This is a genomic window from Autumnicola aciditolerans, from assembly GCF_041679265.1.
GTDB lineage: Bacteria > Bacteroidota > Bacteroidia > Flavobacteriales > Flavobacteriaceae > Autumnicola.
On record NZ_JBGFSM010000017.1, the window covers coordinates 45,466 to 63,804 of the forward strand.

At 41.4% G+C, this 18,339-nt stretch carries 7 protein-coding genes; 1 reads left to right on the top strand and 6 read right to left on the bottom strand.

Annotated features, from left to right (window positions below; all coding sequences use genetic code 11):
* Positions 1-605: 605 nt before the first annotated feature.
* From bglX to AB8M93_RS16200, 6 genes are all read right to left on the bottom strand, one after another.
* Entirely contained in the window at positions 606-2,885 is a 2,280-nt protein-coding gene (gene bglX / locus AB8M93_RS16175; protein ID WP_373059584.1) for a beta-glucosidase BglX, read from the bottom strand.
* 103 nt (positions 2,886-2,988) lie between these two features.
* Entirely contained in the window at positions 2,989-4,620 is a 1,632-nt protein-coding gene (locus AB8M93_RS16180) for a family 16 glycosylhydrolase (protein ID WP_373059586.1), read from the bottom strand.
* A gap of 14 nt (positions 4,621-4,634) precedes the next feature.
* Entirely contained in the window at positions 4,635-6,761 is a 2,127-nt protein-coding gene (locus AB8M93_RS16185) for a hypothetical protein (protein WP_373059588.1), read from the bottom strand.
* 29 nt (positions 6,762-6,790) lie between these two features.
* Positions 6,791-8,326, bottom strand: coding sequence for a RagB/SusD family nutrient uptake outer membrane protein (locus AB8M93_RS16190; RefSeq protein WP_373059590.1), 1,536 nt, complete (start codon positions 8,324-8,326; stop codon positions 6,791-6,793).
* 27 nt (positions 8,327-8,353) lie between these two features.
* Positions 8,354-11,464 carry a SusC/RagA family TonB-linked outer membrane protein gene (locus tag AB8M93_RS16195; RefSeq protein WP_373059592.1) on the bottom strand — a complete coding sequence of 1,037 codons (3,111 nt, stop codon included), beginning with the start codon at positions 11,462-11,464 and terminating at the stop codon, positions 8,354-8,356.
* Positions 11,465-11,705: 241 nt separating this feature from the next.
* The gene (locus AB8M93_RS16200) at positions 11,706-14,489 is read right to left on the bottom strand and encodes a triple tyrosine motif-containing protein (RefSeq protein WP_373059594.1); all 2,784 of its coding nucleotides are present in this window, start codon (positions 14,487-14,489) and stop codon (positions 11,706-11,708) included.
* A 241-nt stretch (positions 14,490-14,730) separates the two neighbouring features.
* Here AB8M93_RS16200 and AB8M93_RS16205 point away from each other — a divergent pair, with 241 nt between their 5' ends.
* Complete coding sequence (locus tag AB8M93_RS16205; RefSeq protein ID WP_373059596.1) at positions 14,731-18,324, top strand: bifunctional metallophosphoesterase/BamA family protein; 3,594 nt, start codon at positions 14,731-14,733, stop codon at positions 18,322-18,324.
* The last annotated feature ends 15 nt before the right edge of the window (positions 18,325-18,339 follow it).

Here is an 18,339-nt window from a genome sequence, read left to right on the forward strand (position 1 = left end):
AGAATAATTCGTGTAGTTCACGAAGGAGATGCTGAAACAAGCATGGCTTGTCGGCAGACAGGTTATCATTGACGTTTTCTTTACAGTAACAAATTTTCCCTTCGATCATTAAAAATTCGTATTGTTTCATATTTGTTCATTTTTTTACCTGTGCATTCCTCTCCCTACAATGGTCGGATTCAATAAAAACCAATCCTGTCATAAAAAAAATTGAAATTCATTTCAGCACAAAAGTTCCTATAAACTATTTCTTTTTTGCATCGCCCAAAAAAGAAACAAAAAAGTCTAGGCTTACGAAAGCTTATCTAAATTTTTTGTTCAGCACCTAAATTTTAGGAACTCGCCACTGTAATTCAACTAAAGAGAGAAAAAGGTCAGGCTCAAACAACCTAAAATTTTACGGTGCTTTCACTTCAAATTTCACGCTAAGCTTTCGATAGGCCCGGAGGAAATTATAAAAGCTATAAAGTCAAAAACAATCCCTTTATCTAAAAAACTAAAAACAAAATAAACACAGTAGCTTCAAAGATATTTGATGAAAGGTTTAGGACGTATCCCTGCGTGGGATAATGTTCTTATTATGGGTTTCAACATGACTGGACCTTTTACTTGTTCAGGGTGAACTGCGCTTTTTTTACATCCCTGGAATTTCCGCCGATAAACACGTTAAAATCCCCGGCTTCAGCTTCCCATTTTTGATTTGCAGTGTAAAATTCCAGCATTTTTTCATCTATACTGAATTCTACGGTTTTGCTTTCCCCGGGAGCAAGCTCAATCATTTTAAAGCCTTTAAGTTCCTTTACCGGCCGCGCCTTGCTGGCCACAAGATCCTGAAGGTACAGCTGCACGACTTCCTTTCCCTCCACGTCACCGGAATTGGTAACCGAAATACTGGCTGTAATTTCACCATTCTCATTCATTTCTTCTGAAGAAAGCTTCAGATCGCCATATTCAAAGGTGGTATAACTCAAGCCATAACCAAAAGGATACAGCGGATCTTTGCCAACATCGGTATAGGTGGAAAACGTCACGTGTTCTTCGCTATATGGGCGGCCGGTGCTTTTTTGATTATAATATAGCGGCTCCTGTCCCACTGCTTTTGGAAAAGAAACCGGAAGCTTGCCCGAAGGATTATATTTCCCGAACAAGACATCGGCTATGGCATGGCCACTTTCACTGCCCAGCTGCCATGCTTCCACAATAGCCGGCATTTTTTCTGCAGCCCAGGTAATTTCCATAGGCCTGCCGTTGATAAGCACCAAAACGATATTCTTATTCACCTTATAAATCTCCTGCAGCAATTCCTGCTGAAGCCCTGCCAGGCCAATTTTCGCCTGACTCCTTCCTTCTCCCGTCTGGAAAGCATCTTCTCCTAAAGCCATAAGCACCAGGTCGGCATTTTTGGCTTTTTCGATGGCTTCCGAAAAACCGGACCGATCGGTTTCATTGATCTTAAGCGGCATTAAAAAGCTTCTTTCCCCAATTCCCAATTTGGCACCTTCAGCATAGGTGATATTTACATCATCTCCTGCAGCTGCTTTAATACCTTCTAATACTGAAACCGCCGAATTTGCTTCTGCCTGGGCACGCCAGTTCCCTATAGGTGAATCTTTATCATCTGCCAGGGGCCCAATCACTGCTATATTTTTTACTGAAGGTTTTATGGGTAAAAGCTCATTTTCATTCTTTAGAAGAACGATGGACTTTTTAGCAATATCACGTGCCACTTCCCGGTGTTGTTCATAGGAAATTTCTTTGGCAAGGTCCGGGTTTGCGTAGCGGTAAGGATCTTCAAAAAGCCCCATTTTAAACTTGACCCGCAAAATTCTTTTTACGGCTTCATTGATAAGGCTCTCGTCTATTTTCCCCTCCTGCACTAGATCCATAAGGCCGGCTTCATAAGCGCCGCCTTCCATATCCATATCGCTGCCTGCTTTAAGGGCAATTTCTGCGGCCTGCTCTTTGTCTTTGGCAAAGCCGTGGTAGATCATCTCGGTGATAGAGCCCCAATCTGAAACCACGAATCCATCCCAGTTCCAGTCGCCTTTTAAGATGTCGCGCTGCAGCATTTTGTTCCCGGTGGCCGGCGTACCGTCTATGGTATTAAAAGAGTTCATAAAAGTAGCCACTCCAACGTTTGCCGCAGCCTTAAAAGGAGGTAAGATCATATTATGAAGTTCGTTTTCTCCAATATTCACAGTATTGTAATCGCGCCCTCCTTCAGCAAAACCATAACCGGCAAAGTGCTTCGCGGTGGCGGCAATGGTGGTACTGTCGGCCAGGTCATCTCCCTGGTAGCCTTTCACTTTGGCTATTGCTACTAATGAAGTGAGATAAGGATCTTCGCCCGATCCTTCCATGATCCTTCCCCATCGTGCATCTCTTGAAACATCTATCATAGGCGAAAAAGTCCAGTTTACCCCATCGGCTACCGACTCTACCGCAGCAATACGCGCAGATTTTTCCATCGCCTCAAGGTCCCAGCTGGCAGTTTCCCCAAGGGGCACCGGGAAGATGGTTTTATAGCCGTGAATCACATCGTAACCAAACATCAACGGAATTTTAATCCGGGAATTTTCCATGACCAGTTTTTGCGCTTCCCGCGTGGCATCTACAGAAAGAACGTTAAGCATCGCCCCTACAAGGCCTTTTTTAAGCTGTTCTTCCTTTTGCTTATTTCCAACTTCAGAAGCAGGGCCGGTAAGGTCCCAGCTCCCGTTATACTGCACCAGTTGCCCTATCTTTTCTTCAAGCGTCATCATAAAAAGTATAGAATCTACTTTGGATTCTACGTTTTTAACGGAGCTTTTGATATTTGAATTCTGGGCAGTGCTTACCAGCTGAGCGAGCAGCAGTAAGACGAGCAATATGCTATTTTTCTTCATCTTTGAGTAATAAAAAGCCTGTTTAAAAATTTATTTCCTTTCTATGCTGAATTTCTTCAGAAAAAAAAGCTTTTTTTAAACAGGCCTGTATTTAAATTATTTCCTATTGATAAACCCTTACATAATCAATTTCCATGGAAGCTTCCTGGAATGCAGGATCTATTTCCCCTCCAAGGTTACCCCCCATGGCAACGTTAAGAATTAAGAACAAGTCTTTATTAAATGGGGTAGAGGCGTCATTATCAAAAGTAAAATACACTTCGCCATCTAAAAGAAAAGTAATATTCTCCTCTGTCCACTCCGCTTCATACAAATGAAACTCGGAAGTGGCATTTTGAATTTGGGTATCGCCTACCACCGCATTTCCACCGGAATGTTCAGGATAATGCAAGGCTGAAGAAGTTCTGCCTGGATTATTACCCACCCATTCCATGATATCTACTTCTCCGGTTGCCGGCCAGCCCACCTCATCAAAATCGGCTCCCAACATCCAGATGGCAGGCCAGGTTCCGCCACCTTCAGGCATTTTTGCACGTACTTCTACTCTCCCATAGGTAAATTCAAAATTATCTTTGGTATTGATACGGGCTGAAGTAAAATTGAAACCGCTTTCTGCTTCACGCCTTGCGGTAATTATAAGGTTACCATCCTCAACATTTACGTTATCTTGGGTATAATACTGAACTTCATTATTGCCCCAGCCATTGTTGCCATTTCCGGTTTCATAATTCCATGTATCGGTATCCAGGGCGTCGCCTTCAAAATCGTCTTCCCAAAGCAGGTCTTCAAACTGGGTTTCGAACTCTTCTGGTTCTTCTGCTGAATCTGAAGTCAGTAAAAACCACCAGTCAAATTCACCATTTCCATCGGTGGTTTTTAGCCATAATTCGTTTGGTACAGATCTGTCCACAATTTGATAGCGGTGGTCTCCCCCGGTATAGTAACCTATAAAACTTGTACCATTAAGAGCAATGGTTTCCACACCTCCCGGGGCAGCGATGTTCCAGGTTCCTGTATAATCGTTGTAAGGTACATTAAGCACATCTGCTCCCTCCACTACGCCTGCTCCGGCTCCTAATTCGTCTACCAGATTGATCCTTCCAAAGATGGTTCCCTCCGGATTTGTTTCCGGCTCATCGTTGGTACTGTTGGTGATATGAACGAAGGTACGATCCTCCTGAAATATATACCGGTCATCATACATACCGGCGCCTGCCTTCTCATTTGCCCCGGCCGCATACCATTCAGGTCCATTTAAACCACCCACGGGACCAAGCCCAAAATGGGCGGGGGCTTCAGCTTTAATCCTCCATTCTTTGGATCCATCTCCCACTAACTTATCTATAAGGTCATCTGGCGGAGAATAGTTTACAAATACATCTACCCCTATGGTCATTGAACTTGAGGTACCGCCAGGCCCATAAGCTATTATGCTTACATCGTATATTCCGGTCTCTGAAAACTGGTGGGTTATCTCTCCATTGGAGGATATACTGGTGTTTCCATCTCCAAAAATATATTTATACGTCATTGCCCCATCGGCAGTGGCATTAAAGGTCACTTCGCCACTACCATCTCCCTGTGGCATCTCATTGGATTGACCAGTAACATCGGCCTCAGCGCTCAAATTGGTGGGAGCAGTTATTTCTCCTATTTCATAATCGTCTTCAACACAGGATTGGAAGCCTGCAGTGAGAACGAAAATGAATATGAATCTTCCTAATATATTCTTCATTTTGATCATTTTTTCTAATTATGGAAATACAGGTTATCTATATAAAATGTTCCCCCGTTATCTGGCTGAACATCAAACTTAAACTGAAATATATCACTAATGTCAAGTCCCTGGTCTGTAAATTCTGATAACGGAATTTCCACACTGTTCCATTCATTTGGTGTAACACTAATACTTACAGGTTTCTCTCCAGACCTGCTTATCAAGAAGAATGGAATGCTGGTATAATCTCCAGACCATACATCAATATGCACTGTGGTATATGCAGTCGCATCTATATCTTCTCCAATATCAATACCCTGATAATTTGCGTTGGCATATTTGATGGCTTCATTCCCATCTATACTTAGCATTTCATAAGTAGTAGACTGCCCCCAGTCCGGATAATAATTCACTCCTGATGGATTTGGGTAAGCATCACTAAAAATAGATTGCACATCTGCTGCATCTGCAGTTGGTGTTGGTGTCGCCGCTTCGGGTTCATCAGGGCCCAGGGCAGTCTCATCATAAAAATATACATTATCTATAAAGACCGTTGCTTCTCCTACCGGAGTGGCGGAATAGATTAGCTGAGAAATATTTGCCCTTGCTGTAAGCCCTTCAAAATCTTCTAAAGCAAGATCCAGGCTCACCCATTCTCCCTGGGTTGGATTTTCAATTGTTATTTCGTGTTCAGAATCATCGCCTCCCTGGTAGCCGCCATCAGGTCCAAAATCTACCAGTTTAACCTTAACCACCGTGGCATTATTCGTCCAGATATCGGTATGGAAATGGGTCATTTCAGAAGCATCTATTTGTGATCCTACAGTTTCTATTCCCACAAAATTTAACGCGCTGTATTTTTTGGTTGCATTCCCATCAATCTCAACATCTTCCAGGGTGGCGGCAGACCAGTCTGTTCTCCAGGTATCCACGGCCACATTGGTATATGCATCGCTGAATAATGAAATTACAGCTTCTTCAGGTAACGTAGGGGTTGGAGCTGCTATTACCGGGGACTCAGGAAGCCCGGGAGCCGCTTTCATAATATCATCTACATAAAAAGTTCCCGCAGTAGTACCAGGCCCGTCAATGAAGATCACCATTGTTCCATATTGGCCGGTAGGCACAAAGGCTTCCCCATTGTCCCCGGCACCATCTACGTAGCTTTTTACTGCATCTGTGGCGAAATTAAAACTTAACTCTTCCCAACCTGTTCCCTCGTGGTTAGCCGTAACTTCAGTTTGTCTTTCTCCATTAACACCCCCTTCAAACTTTAAAAGTACGGGCAGGGCTACATCAGACCACATTTTCATCGTAATGGTTTTATTCTCCACACTAAAATCTACCGGTGTTCCCAGGTTGAAGGCCCCACCTTCATAAGCTGCGCCAGAATTGGTGATCGCACCAACCATAGAGGCTTCATTGTTTGCTCCGGAAAAATCAGGGTTATCCACCACTTCAAAACTGGTGCCGTTAAAGGTAGAGAAAGCGTAGTTCACATTTTGTTCGTCAAAAGTAATGGGAAGTTTGGCAGGCTCTGCTTCAGGAACTGTTACCACTACTGTTTCTTCAGTAGTAGCTGCACCCCCACTTAAGGCAACCACTCTAAGATCATAATCCCCGGGAGCTAAATAGGTATAGTCCAGGGTTTCTCCGGGCATTAAAGCGGTGGCCTCTTCATCTTCATTTTCTCCAAAGTAAACATTGAACATGGTAGCATAATCTGCAGTCGCGGAAACAGTAATATTCTTAGGGTTGTTTTCTGACTGGACCACATCTACCACAAGGTTCTCCGGGGCCCTGAAAGAAACCGTAAGATTTTGGGTACCACTGGCGGTTACGCCATTAAGGTTTTGCCCTGTTACCTCCACCTGGTAGTCTCCTTCATCATAAACATGTTCTACAGCCTGGCCTGGTCTTATTTCTCCGGAAACTTCTGAACCGTCACCAAAATCAATACTGAAAAGGTTAGCGCCTTCTCCGGTAGGGATTATAGTTACCAGTCCTGTATTGTCCTGGGTAATCTTAAAAGTAGCCCCAAGATTGGAAGGAGCGGCCATACCTTCAAGATCTATTCCCAAATCATCATCGTCCTTATCGCAGCTCACTATAGAAGTACTGACAAAAACGGCTATTATTATTCTAAAAATATTCTTCATACTGTTTATTTACTGTTGAATAATCGCATTTATTGATAAGCAGGATCTTGCTCTAATTGTGTGTTATTTAATTCTTGTAAGGGAATTGGCAGCTTATCGTGTTTACCTTCCACATATCCTTTAAATTCCAAATATTGAGCAGCTAAACCTGCTCTTTGGAGATCAAACCAGCGATGTCCTTCTCCCGCCAGCTCCAACCTTCTTTCCCTAAGGATATTTTCAAAAGTTGCAGGGATCGATTCCTCATTAACCCTGTTTCTTACGGCATCCAGCAGTGCCTGTGCTCTGTTGGAGTCTCCACCTCCCCTCACTAAAGCTTCTGCTTCCAGGAGGTAGGTATCAGCCAGTCTTATATCATAGAAATTCTGAGGCCAGTTAAGCTCAAAATTACCTCCGCCTGTAGAGCGGTCTTCCTGTTCTCCGGCAAATTTCTTCAAAAAGTAGCCGGTGTCCTGATAGCTTTCCTCATAAGAAACAATTCCTAATTGTGCAAGACTGTCAAGATTACTAATGGTGTATTTGTATCTATTGTCATAGCTGCCATCGCTATAAATAAAAGCATCAGCCAATTCTTCGGTTGGTATATTAAAACCCCAGCCGGCAATAAAATCGGGTGCCCCCATGCCTTGTTGAAGAACATTATATCCACGGGGTGCTGACATTTGATTTAGCAGGTTACCTTCTGTACATCCAATACAACCCCAGTCCCCCCAATTTGAAGCAGAAGTATGAATAACCTCAAATATTGATTCCTCATTAAACTGATTTTCATTTTGGAATAGGTCACCGAAGTTATCAAGAAGATGATAACCATACTGACTGGTGCCACCAGGAGTTCCATTAACCTCCTGAAGTTGTTGTGCTGCCTCTTCAAATCTTTCTAGGTGTAGGTAAACTTTTCCCAGTAAAGCCTTTCCTGCACCTTGTGTTGCCCTACCTGCTTCAGTTGCCAAATCTAGCTCTGCAGGCAAATTAGGAATAGCTTCTACCAGATCTTGTTCTATAAGAGCAAAAACTTCGGAACGATCTACCTGCACGGCATTCCCTAGTTCACTAACTGCAACAGGTTCAGTAAATAAAGGAATACTTTCAAATAACCTGATCAAATCAAAATAATAGTACGCTCTAAGAAATTTCATCTCTGCCTCGAACCTGCTTCTTAATTCCTCATCCATTTCTGTATTTGGCAATTTAGACAGCAGTACGTTTGCCCTGTAGATTCCGGAATAACTTCTTCTCCACAATTCTTCCTGTGGCCCAGTGGCAGGGTCTAAGGTGTAACTGGACCAGGCCTGAATAGCCGGAACATCCTGTGAATTTCCACCTCCTGCATAAAAGTCATCTGAGGCAACATTTAAGGCAAATTCTTTTGCTACATAATTACCTCCTATCCACCCCACCGGATCATAAGCTGCAACCAAACCATTATAGGCTTCCTCTGCATTACGATAGTAGTTTGATTCCAGGCTTTGACCTCTTGGTTCAACCTCTAGATAATCCTCACTACACGCAATCAAAGTAGCTGCTGAAACAACGGCTGCTACATATCTCATTATTTTTTTCATAATAATATCTTTTTAAATTTTTTACAATTAAAATCCAATTGATGCCCCAAGCATAAAAGATCTTGCCTGCGGATATATACCTCTGTCTATACTTAATACACCACCGCCAATTTCAGGGTCAAAACCAGAGTATTTTGTAAAGGTGAAAAGGTTCTCGCTCATTACATAAACCCTGACTTTTTCAAAACCGATGTTAGAAAGAGCACTTTTGGGCAAGCTATATCCTACCTGGGCCGTTTTAATCCTGAAGTAATCTCCGTCTTCCAGATAAAAATCAGAAGGATTACTATAGTTATTATTTGGATCGTCATTTGTCATCCTCGGAAATGAATCAGAAGTTCCTGGCCCAGTCCATCTTTCAAGAGCTTTAGCGGGATAATTGGCATTTGCAATATCCAACCTGCGGAGCCCCTGAAATATCTGGTTTCCTGCCACCCCCTGTCCAAATACAGTAAAATCAAAGTTTTTATAGTAGCCGTTTATAGTAATACCATACGACCAATCAGGAGTTGGGTCCCCAATAAAAACTCTGTCTGCTTCATTAATAGAACCATTCCCATCGGTATCCTGCCATCTAAAATCTCCTGGAACAGCATCTGGCTGAATTAGCTGCCCTTCAGCATTTGTATAATTATCAATTTCTTCCTGAGTTTGGAAAATTCCTAAAGTTTTAAAACCATAGAAGGAATTTACTGCTTCTCCTACAGCAGTCCTGGTAATAGGGAAAGTACTTGATTGGAATGCCACACCACCGTCCAGGTACTCCTGACCATCACCTAAAAAGGTAACTTCATTACGGAGGTAAGAGGCATTTGCATTGGCAGAAAGACCAAAATCTTCCCCGCTCAATGAATATCCTAAATTCATTTCTACCCCTGTGTTTTTCATGTCTCCAACATTTCGGGCTGGGTTTCCTATAACCCCCGCAAAGGCCGGAATTCTTGGGTATAATAGAATGTCTGTTGTTTCTTTTCTATACCAATCCACTTCAAGGGAAAAGTTATTTAAAAATCGGGATTCAAATCCAATGTTCAACTGACTGGTTTCTTCCCACTTGAGATCTGGGTTGGCAGGTGCATCAGGACTGTATCCAACATCGTAGCTCCCCACTTGATCTCCAAAAGCATAATTTCTTCCGGAACCAATAGTAGAAAGGAAAGCCAAATCTCCAACGTTATCATTACCCACAATTCCATAACTTCCTCTAAATTTAAAGAAGCTAACAGGATTATTCGCACCCCAGAAGTTTTCTCTAGAGGCCACCCAGCCAACTGATGCTGAAGGAAAGATACCATACTTGCTATTGGCACCAAACCGTGAGGATCCATCTCTACGAATTATGCCGCTAAAAAGGTATTTTTCACCATAGTTGTAGTTTATTCTACCAAAAAGAGAAGCAACTTTATGTGGCACATTTTCATACCCATTGGCCACTATGTCATCTTCAGGTACATTAAAATTTAAAGAAGCATCATCAAAATTATCAACAGGAATTCCGTACTTGGTTACGCTTAATCCTTTGGCTTCATTTTCCTTGTATGCTCCCTGACCTAAAAGTATAGTAAAATCATGTTCTCCAATTTGATCTGAATAAGAGACTGTATTCTCTATATTGTAATCAAGTTTATTATTATTACTTCTGGTAAAGGAAGTTTGAGCAGTACTTGTAGAAGCGTTTAAATAGTTGATGGGGGTAAAGGACTCGTCACCCCAATAAGATAGTTTTGCACCAAAATTAGAACGGAAAACCAAGCCTTCGAGGGGCTCCGCTTCCACAAAAGCATTTCCTACAAAATTGTCACTGTAGCCAAAGTTACCTAGACGCGTTTGGATATAAGCTAACGGATTTATGATTTCCTGAGCGACGTTTTGGGAAATACCGTAGGGATTTCCATTGGCGTCCCGAAGAAAAGGTAGGTCTTGATTGTATGGAAATTGGGCCAGTCTCTCCGGATCTGTCACTATTACTGGTGTTAGAGGATCTAAATTGATGGCTGAACTTAGTGGTCCACCGTATTCACTATTGGTATTTCCAATTCCAACACTTTTATTTCTGGAATAACCAAAATTTTCCCCGAAAGTTAACCAACGGGTGATATCATGAGTAGAATTCAGACGTAGGTTGGTACGTTCATAGTTAGAGATATCTGTCGCCACAATACCTTCTTCCTCCAGATAACCAAATGAAAAATAAAAGCTGGAAACATCACTACCTCCGCTAAGGCTAAGTTCATGGTTTTGTCTAAAGGCTGAATCGTTAAAAATAACATCCTGCCAATCTGTTCCATTTCCAAAAGTACTTAAATCCGAAAAAACCACATCTCCACCATCATTTACGCTAGCTTCATTCCGTAGAATGGCATACTCTGTAGCATTGGTGAGGTTAATGTTAGCTGCGGGTTCTGAAAATCCCGCGTAGGTGTTATAACTGATCTTCATCTTGCCTTCTTTACCAGATTTGGTGGTTATAAGAATAACCCCACTGGCTGCCCTTGCCCCATATATCGCCTGGGAGGCCGCATCCTTTAAAACTTCTATGGAAGCAATATCAGATTGATTTAAATAGTTAATTCCGCCATTATCAACTACAACTCCATCAACAATCCATAATGGGTCATTATTGTTTAAAGTAGTAATTCCCCGCACCCTTATTGTAGCACCAGAACCAGGCTGCCCGCTGGACGCAGCAACGGTTAATCCGGAAGTACGCCCTTGTAAAGCTTCTCCTACGGTGTTTATTGGCAGTGTTTCAAGATCTGAAGAATTGACACTTGAGATGGCTCCTGTTACAACACTTTTTTTCTGCGTACCATATCCCACTACCACCACCTCCTCAAGGTCACTTTGATTTTCCTCTAAGGTTACGTTCAGGGTTTGAGCCTCATTAATAACAAATTCTTTGTTATTAAAACCTAGGTAGGAAAATACAAGAGTATCATTTACTTCCACATCTACAGAATAATTTCCATCAAAATCTGTAGTTGTACCATTATTTTTGTTTTTTACCAATACGTTAACACCCAAAAGTGGTACGTTATTTTCGTCTGTTACCGTTCCCTGTATCGGAACAGTTTGTGAAAGGACAGAAAATAAGCCACCCCATAATAAGGTAATTAAAAGACAAGAAAATTTCTTCATGTTGAATGATTGTTAAAAATTATATTGCAATATATTAAGAGGACGTTAAGATTTCTGCATTAGAACCTTTACAAAAAGTCTACATTTTTTAAAATGGCAAAATATCGGATCAAATTTTGCTAAAAATTAAAATATAACAAGCCCTAGCATGGATTTTGTAAATTTTTGTCTTTCATGAAAAAATTTGTACGCAATGAACGTGTAGAGGTAATGTAGAGTTTTTTTACCGAGCTGTTAAGTTTCAGACAGCCAAAATGTAATCCGTAAGATTGTCATTTCTTCCTAATTTCATCTTTTTACGCAAACGATATCGTTTAATTTCCACGCTCTTTACAGATATGTTTAGTAAGGGAGCCATCTCTTTTGAGGATAAATTAAGGCGTAGATAAGCACACAATTTTAGATCATTAGAAGTAAGTTCAGGATGTTTCTGCTTCATCTTGTGGAAGAAATCTTTATCGGCATTGCTAAATGCTTTTTGAAAGAAATTCCAGTTATCTTCTTCACTTATATCTTTATCTATCGTCTTGATCACAGATTTCACCTTGCTGGACTCCGCCTCCTGCAACCTGTGTTTAATATCTGAAAGAAATTCATTTTTCTTAATCAGGCTCATGGTAGAGGCAGCCAGTTCCCTGTTCTTATTCTCCATATCCTGCTCCAATCTTTCATTTTCTAATTTTATGATCTTTTGCTCGGCTTCAAGATTGCGCATCCTGAGGGCTTTTTCGTTTTCTTCCACCTGTTTACGGTGCTGCCTTTGCGAAAGAAGATGAATTCCATATAAAACCAGAAGAAACACCATAAAATAGCCCAATAATGCCAAATAACTCAGATACCAGGGTCTTTGAACTGTAAAATGGTAAGATGATTTTTCGGTTTCACCTGCTCCTACCTTTGCTTTTACCTCAAAAGTATAATCCCCGTATGGCAGGTTTTTAAAACTGGCGTTTGCAACGTCCTCCCAATGACTCCACTTTGGGCTTAAACCAAGAAGCCTGTAACTGTAAACCGGGGCCAGAAACTTTTTATATACAGGTGTACTGAACCTAAACAACACATTATTGTTTCTATAATGCAATTCTGTCTCACAGTTTGGGTTAAGTTCTTCCCATCTTTCATCGAGCCTGGAGCTGGCAATCTTATCAATACGCACATCATAAATAACGTTAGGCTCGCTAACATGATTGAATTTTAGATACCCATTAGATATGCCCATAAGATAATCCCCATGATTTAATCTGCTAATATTTTCATATCCCAGGGTGATATTCCGGAATTCCCTTGAAATATATATAGGATTAAACCTATAATTATCGCTGAGGTCTGCAACCTCAACATTAAAAAGCACATTTTCACCAAAACCCCATATTTTACCTGTTCCGTCTTCCACAATTCTTCCGGTAAGGCGATTGGTATCGTTTAGCAGCCTTCCCAGTCTGGTGTTTTCAATGAAGGCATCTTCCAGAACATTGTACTTTAAAATTCTGTCTTTGGAAGAAAAATAGAGGCTGTCATCAAATTTAAAAATGCAGGAAGTGATCGCCGGCTCCTCACTTATCCTGTAGTTTTTCATGCTGGCAATAGCAGTTAGGGAATCATTAATCCGCATTTTAAAAACCCCTTTATGTTCATTGCTAATCCATATCTCCCCATTATCTTCAGGAACAATAAATTTGGAAGAATGTGGGAAATCTGCCAGCATTGCGAGGTCCCTAAAACTACCATCGGCCTGCTCTTTTAAAAAACTTATCCCATTATAATGCCCCTGGATATAAAACCCTGGTTTGGTAGGAAGTGCTTTCACCAGCCAGGTCCCAAGCCTGTCCGAAATTTTTTCAGCTGAAGTATCTTTAACCAAAAAAGTACCGGTGTTATGACCGCAAAATAAATTACCGCTTATTTCCTGTAAACTCCATACCTGGCCGTTGGTACCTTCTATAAGTTTAAAATTTTCTTCATTGTTCGTTCTGTAATACAATCCCTGGTTAGTGCCTAAATAGAGGTATTCTGAATTTTGGAAAGAGCAATAAACAGATCCAATATCTCCCTTATTATCCTCAAAGATGGCAAAAGAAGAATCCAGGTTGATCACACTTAAACCATTATCAAGTCCTGCCCATAGATTTTGTTCTTTATCTACAAAAAGGCTTAAACTGGTATTATTTAACAGCACATTTCCCTGCTCGAAATGATGGAGCACCTCTCCGGAAGCGGAAGTATGGTAGATCCCTTCTCCAACCGTTCCTAAAACCAGATCCCCATTGGAGAGCTGAACGGCAGAAAGTATTCCGGCTTCTTTTATTACGCTACTTAATTCGGGAAAAACGGGCCTTAAACCCCCCTTGTCCCATAAGCTAAAACCTCCCTGTGAATTTATAAGTAAAAGTCCTTGTTCCTGGCGGAAGACCTCCATGATCTCCATGGATCTAATATCCTGCTGCGGTATTGCTAAAACAGGTTTGGCATTAGTGATGGTAAACAAACCTTCATCGGCCAGTTGAAAGTAAATTTTACCGTCTTCTTTAAACAAATTAGTGACTGGTTTTGAAGCGGGATTTGGAAGAAGGACGATTTTCTCTGAGCCAGGGTCATATAAATAAATACCTGAAAAACTTCTAAACAGAATATACCCGTTGCTTTCCTCTATATCCCAAAACTGCTCCCCATCTACCAGGGGCCTTGGAAAAACAGGATTAAGGCTTCTATATTGGAGAGTTCCCAGGCTATCCCTTTTCCAGTAACCTACTTCCATATAAGCCCCGGTGTAAATACGCTCCCCTACCACCTTAACCGAGCGGACTATAGTTTTATTGGGAACAGGGTAGAGGTTCCAGTCTTCACCTGTAAATTCCAAAAGCCCCATCCCATTGGCGATATACATATTCCTGTTATCTCCCTGGGAGATCATCCAGTTTTGATTTCCGGCTTCGTAAATATTAGGATCATAATTTATTACCGGTGGCAGTTCCTGTCCCAGAATAAATTGAGAAACCAGAAGACAAATAAAAACGAAGTACCGCAAAAACAATTGAATTTAGTTATTAAGAAAAGTTTTGATAATAAGGAAACAATGCAAAATAAAAAGAATTCTTCCATGGGTGTAAAAAAATCCGCTTCAGTTTTAGGAAATTTTTAATAATTGAAAGGGTTGAAAATGTTATAGACCGTTAAAATTTATCGCTTTTCTGGAATTTTTTTCAAACTTCGTCCAATTAAAATTTACCCAATTCTAAAATACACCCATTTCAATAACAGGATTTTATATGCCAAACGCTGTAAACCAACTACAACTTTATCTATTTCCTTTTGCTTTATTACTAATGTTGAGTTCTGGACAAGCCCAGGATGCACCTGTTCCTGCTGATAAGGAAATATCTCATGTACTATATTTCACTGCTAATACAGGATTGAAAAATTCAAAATCGGATTTGATTTTTGATCAGATTGTAAAAGCTTCACAACAGGATAAAAAGGCAAGCCTGGTAATTTTGGGCAATATTACCAAAAAAGGTTTTCCAAAGGATGAAGAAAAGAGAGAAGCTGTTAAGAGAACCCTTAAAGAGGAACTTTTACAGCCACTTGCAAATTTTAACGGCAATGTAATTTTTAATCCCGGCACTAATGAATGGCGGGAAGGTGGCGGTCAGGAAAACCTGGATGATATGGAATCTTTTCTCCAGGATAACAGCAAGGCAGAATTCTGGCCTAATGACGGTTGCCCCATAGAATCTGAAACACTTACAGATGAAGTGGAATTAATGATGGTAGATTCCCAGTGGTTCCTGGAAGATTGGGACAAGCACCCTTACATTAACCACAAATGCGAAATAAAAACAAGGGAAGAGTTTTTCCTCGAATTTCGGGACAATCTTAAGGATGAGCAGAACAAAACCATTATTATAGCCATGCACCATCCGGTAATAACCAATACCAGACACGGGTTTATAGACCGCACCGGTGGATTTAGCAACGATTCATTTTACAGCCTGGCCATGCAGGAACTTAGAGGAAGAGCCAAAACCACCGCAAGCCTGTACAATGATGTTATTTTTGTTGCAGGAAGTGACAGAAATCTCCAGTTTTTACAGGACGGTGGTATTCCGCAAATTATAAGCGGCGCTGCTGCCAAAACAGAACCTGCTAAAATCCATGACGAGGAAAGCTTTGCTTCTGATGAGAACGGATTTGCCAAAATTACGGTCTTTAAAGACAGGAGTTCTGTGGTTCAGTTTTATGCATCTAAGCCGGAAGGAGCTGATTTACTGGCTACAAGAACCATCAAAAGAGAACGCCCTCGTCTGGAGGATATGAAGTACGAACCAAGGGAAAACTACAATAAAAATTTCAAATCTTCGGTTTACAAATCGGAAGAAACCGAACGTACTGGCTTCTACAAATGGTTATGGGGCGATCATTACCGTGATGTTTATAGTGCGCCGCTTAATGCCCCGGTACTATTTTTAGATGACCTGCCAGGTAACCCCAGGCCAATTGCGGTGGGTGGCGGCCATCAATCCAGGTCTCTGCGCTTAATTGATGAAGATGAGCATGAATATACTTTAAGGGAAATGCGTAAAAGCGCCCTGCAGTTCCTTCAGCATATGGTTAAAGAGCATTATGTGGAAGAAATTGCAGACAGTACAGTGGCAGAAGGCATTATTCAGGATTTTTACACTACAGCCCATCCTTACGCTCCTTTTGCGGTGCAGGAACTTTCAGAAGATATTAACCTCTATCATTCCAATCCAAAAATCTATTACGTACCAAAACAGGAAGCACTTGGTATTTATAATGAAGGTTATGGGGATAAGCTCTACATGTTGGAAGAACACGTGGGAGATGAAAATAAGGATTTTGAGACCTTTGGCTCGCCTGATGATATTATTAGCACCTCAGACCTTTTACTGGAGTTACAGGACACCAAAGACTCTTATGTAGATGAAGATTCGTATATAAAGGCACGGATTTTCGACATGTTAATAGGAGATTGGGACCGCCACGAAGACCAGTGGCGATGGGCGCAGTTCGAACAGGAAGACGGGAAACTGATGTACAAACCCATTGCACGGGACAGGGACCAGGCTTTCCCACGGTACGATGGACCCATTACCCGTATAATCCAAATGGGAATTCCAGAAATGCGTTCCATGCAAACTTTTACAGGAGATGTAATTAAAAATACCAAATGGTTTAATGAAGCGGCCTATCATATTGATAAAGCCTTGATACAAAATGCAGACTGGCAGGATTGGAAAGAGCAGGTAGAATATATCCAGCAGACTTTAACCGATGAAAAAATAGAGGCTGCCTTTGCCAGCCTTCCAGAAGATGTTCAGGATGAAACCATTGCCGACATCAAGGAAAAATTGAAGCAACGCCGGGAAAATCTTCTCCAGATTACCCGGGATTACTATAATTATTTGCAGGAATTCAAGGTGGTTACGGGAACGGAAGAAGACGATGAATTCCTGATTACCCGCAAGAAAGATGGTATAACAGACCTACAAATTAAAAGCGAGGGAGAAGTTGTTTTTAAACATTCCTATAACGCTGAAGAGACAGAGGAAATGTGGATTTATGGTATGGACGGCAATGATATCTTTAAAATAGAAGGAAAAGGAGATCATCTTATAAAGCTCAAAATAATGGGTGGCGAGGAAAATGACACCTATAATTTTCAGAATACCAGAAAGGCGAAATTGTACGATTATAAGAGCCGGGAGAACACCATTTTAACTCCTTCTGCCCATAAACTTCTGGTGGATAGTTATAACATTAACGTTTATGATCCCGCAAAGAGAAAGTTCAGCAAAAATATTCTTTTCCCTACGGTGGATTTTGATACTAATGCAGGTCTCAAGCTGGGCGTGGCCAATACCTATACTAAATACGGGCTGCTACGCAATCCTTTTACCGAGCGGCATAAAATAAGCGCGTTTTACTATTTTGCCACCAATGGTTTTGATGTTGCTTATTCCGGGGAATTTGCCCATATCTTTTATAACTGGAACCTGGGCATAGATGCCCGTTATACCAGCCCTAATTACACCCTGAACTTTTTTGGGTTTGGGAATGAATCTTATTATGATGACGATGCTGTGGACAGGGATTACAACCGGGTAAGGATACAGCAGTGGAGTTTTGCCCCTTCGCTTATATGGCGCAATGAAAAAGGAGCAAGTTTCTATGTTCAGCCTAAACTGGAATCTATGGAAGTAAAAGCTGATAATAACGAATTTGTAAACCAGTTTTTTGACCAGGAAGATGACCTATTTGACAACCAGTATTATGCCAGTGGGGAATTAGGCTTTAATTACAAAAATAAACCCAGTGAGCTGGCCTATCCCCGCCGCGGAATGGAAGCAAATATCGCCACCGGCTATAAGCGCAATATTGACGAACACGATAATGCCTTTGGCTACCTGCAACCTTCCCTTTCTATAGATTATCCTTTACACGAAAGCGGGATTGTAGTACTGGCAACCAAGATTGGAGGAGAAATGATCTTTGGCGATAATTATGAATTTTATGATGCCGCCACAATTGGCGGCAAAAGAACTTTAAGAGGATACAGGAATCAACGGTTTAACGGCAAATATTCCTTTTATCAGACCACCGATTTGCGTACCGGGATCGCCCGCATTACCACGAATTACATCCCGGTGAACCTGGGGATTAGCCTTGGCTTTGACTACGGCAGGGTTTGGAGCGATAATTCAAATTCAGACCGCTGGCACAACAGTTATGGAGGCTCTCTGTTTGTAAATGCCTTTTATGCCATTACCGGAGGCTTAGGTTACTACGTGAGTGATGAAAATACCAGCAGGATTATTTTTAACCTCGGGTTTCAGTTCTAAGGCTGTTTAAGAAAA

Bases quoted from the DNA above. Each gene is read 5' to 3' on its own strand.
- bglX (WP_373059584.1), bottom strand. From the start codon at position 2,885: ATGAAGAAAAATAGCATATTGCTCGTCTTACTGCTGCTCGCTCAGCTG.
- AB8M93_RS16195 (WP_373059592.1), bottom strand. From the start codon at position 11,464: ATGAAGAAATTTTCTTGTCTTTTAATTACCTTATTATGGGGTGGCTTA.
- AB8M93_RS16205 (WP_373059596.1), top strand. From the start codon at position 14,731: ATGCCAAACGCTGTAAACCAACTACAACTTTATCTATTTCCTTTTGCT.
- AB8M93_RS16190 (WP_373059590.1), bottom strand. From the start codon at position 8,326: ATGAAAAAAATAATGAGATATGTAGCAGCCGTTGTTTCAGCAGCTACT.
- AB8M93_RS16180 (WP_373059586.1), bottom strand. From the start codon at position 4,620: ATGAAGAATATATTAGGAAGATTCATATTCATTTTCGTTCTCACTGCA.
- AB8M93_RS16185 (WP_373059588.1), bottom strand. From the start codon at position 6,761: ATGAAGAATATTTTTAGAATAATAATAGCCGTTTTTGTCAGTACTTCT.